The sequence below is a fragment of the Candidatus Cloacimonadota bacterium genome (assembly GCA_011372345.1).
GTDB lineage: Bacteria > Cloacimonadota > Cloacimonadia > Cloacimonadales > TCS61 > DRTC01.
Genome location: DRTC01000398.1, coordinates 1 through 2653, shown reverse-complemented (window position 1 = coordinate 2653; position 2653 = coordinate 1). Strand labels below are relative to the sequence as shown.

At 32.9% G+C, this 2653-nt stretch carries 2 protein-coding genes; both read right to left on the bottom strand.

Annotation, left to right across the window (positions count from 1 at the left end; all coding sequences use genetic code 11):
- A partial coding sequence (locus ENL20_07810; protein ID HHE38466.1) for a tetratricopeptide repeat protein occupies nucleotides 1–1160 on the bottom strand: 1160 nt, incomplete at its 3' end.
- Nucleotides 1157–2617 carry a PAS domain-containing sensor histidine kinase gene (locus ENL20_07805; GenBank protein ID HHE38465.1) on the bottom strand — a complete coding sequence of 487 codons (1461 nt, stop codon included), beginning with the start codon at nucleotides 2615–2617 and terminating at the stop codon, nucleotides 1157–1159. The genes ENL20_07810 and ENL20_07805, both read right to left, overlap by 4 nt.
- Between the last annotated feature and the right edge of the window lie 36 nt (nucleotides 2618–2653).

Sequence of the window (2653 nt, the reverse complement as noted above, 5' to 3'; positions counted from 1 at the left end):
TTGATTTCATATAATTCTGAAAAAACCTGGTAGATCTCCCTTAAAAGGTCTTTTGCTTTGATCTTTTTTGCTATTTCCAATCCCCTTTTTAGAAACTCTCGAGCCTGCTTTAGTTTTCCCAAATTCAGATAAAGTCTGGCACCATTACTGAGAGTGCTTGCTATTCCTCTTTTATCACCGATGGTTTCCTTTATCTTCAAAGCTTTCATATAGAATTCCAGAGCTTTTGTATTTTGATTTGATCTGTTATAATCATTTCCGATGTTGTTCAAAGTTTTGGCAATACCACTTTTCTCATTAAGTTCTTCATACAATTCAAGAGCTTTGAAATGATGTGCCAGCGCTTTGTCATGATCCCCTTTATTCCAGTAAACCAAGCCGATATTATTGTTTGTTCCGGCAACACCGATCTTATCGTTTATTTCTTCACTAATCTTCAGGGAATTCAAATAAAACTGCAAAGCTTGATTATATTTTTTCAAATTCAAATAAAGAATTCCAATATTATTCAAGGAACCTGAAATATCTTTCTTGACTCCAATTTCTTCCCTTATCTTCAAGGATTTAAAATAATATTCTGAAGTTTTATCATAAAAACCAAGATTACGGTAAATCAAACCGATATTATTCAAAGTAGAAGCAATTCCTTTTTTATCTTTGATCTTTTCCCGCAATTTCAAGGATTTCTGATAATAACTCAATGCTTTTTCATAACTGCTTAAATTCCAATAAACTATCCCTATCGAATTAAGAAGATAAGCAGCACTTTTGTTATCATTTAATTCCTCCCGAACTTTTAATGCTCTCTGATAATTTTCAAGAGCAGAATCGTATTTATTCAGGTTACATAAAGTAATTCCGATCAAACTCAAACAATCTGCAATTTTGTCCTTATCCGATAATGCTTCTCTGATCTTCAACGAATTTGTGTACATCTCCAAAGCTTGCTGATAATCGCTTAAATGTCGAAAAATGTTTCCCAGATTAACAAAACATTCAGCGGTCATTCTTTGATCGTTGGTTTGCAGGCATAAATCCAATGCCTGTTTTGCCTGATCAAGATTTTCTTGGGTGGGGGTATCAGAATATTTTTTTGAATTTTCGAGCAAAGAACTGATTTTTTTTATTTGAATATTTTTTTGATATTTTATTTTTCTCATACTTTTAACAATTTTAACACAAAAACCGTTCCCTGATGTTCATTATTCTCAACATAAACCTCTCCCCCATATCTTTCGAATGTTTTTTTTACGATGTAAAGTCCCAATCCTGTTTTACCGCTTTTCCCATATTTAAAACTTTCATCAAATATTTTTTCTTTGATATTATCCGGAATTCCTATTCCATAATCGCTGATAGTCAGGATACAGAATTTTTCATCTTTTTCAATTATAATATCTATCCTTTTCGTTTTCCCGTGAATGACAGCATTTGAAATTATATTATCAAAAACCGAGGGTAGAGCATCATCAGCTAATACTTGGCAAAACCCTGAAACATTGAATTCAATATGGGTATATAATCTTGTAAGTTGATCGATAAGTTCGCGAACTTCATAAATACTCAATTTTTTATGATTCGAGGTAAATAACTCCAGGTCTTTCATTCTCCTGATCAATTTTACACCTTTATTGATATTTAAGAAAATCTCGTTTAAATAATCTTCATCTTTTGTATCCTGGAACATTCTGATCGCACTGGTGATAACTGCCAGATTATTGGTTAGATCATGACGGAGAATTTTGTTGATCAATGTTAGAAGTTCCCGGTGTGATTGCAGTTCTTTTTCATTTTTTTTTCTTTGAGTTATATTCGATGCGATTTCCACGATCCTGGTCATCTTACCATTTTCATCAAAAATGGGTGATGTGGAAACATTAAAATATTGATCTTTGAATCTATCATAAAAATCTTCATTTGAGATCTTTTGAGTAATAAGAGTGTTCTGGTAGGGGCAATTTCTTTGCGGAGAATCAAATCCGTGGATGATCTCATAACATTTTTTCCCGACAAAATCTTCCGGTTTTCTGTGATAAGTTCGTGCAAACGCTTTATTAACAGCAATATAATGAAAATCCATATCCTGGATCGAGATCAGATCATTTAGGGAATTGAATGTTTTTTCCCATTCTTCTTTCGCCTGTTTGAGTTGCTCTTCTGTTTTCTTTCTCTCTGTAATGTCTTCACAAGTTGTTACGATAGCAATCGGATCCCCGGTCTCATCTTTCACAACTTTGGACATCAGCCAGACAGGAAAAATTGAGCCATCTTTTCTGGTATTAACTCTTTCTCGGATCAGACCTTTCCATTTCTTGACCGATTTAAGATTTATTAGTTTTTTATTTTCATGGTTTGCGAAAATACCTGTTTGTTTCCCAAGTAGTTCATCAACTTCATATCCATGCATTTCAGCGATAGCAGGATTAAGATAGATGATTTTTCCCAGCGTATCTGAGATCGTAATTCCGATTTGAGTAGCTTCTATTGCTTGTTTTAGTTGATGTAATGATTTTTCAGCTTTTTTCCTTTCAGCTATTTCCTGCTTTAATTCCAGATTTATTGATTTCAGAATATCAGCTTGTTTTTCCTTTTTTTCAATCTCAAATTTAGTTTCCATTTCCGAAATCTTTTTCCTGATATCCTCATTAAATAT

Bases quoted from the DNA above. Each gene is read 5' to 3' on its own strand.
- ENL20_07805 (HHE38465.1), bottom strand. From the start codon at position 2,617: ATGGAAACTAAATTTGAGATTGAAAAAAAGGAAAAACAAGCTGATATT.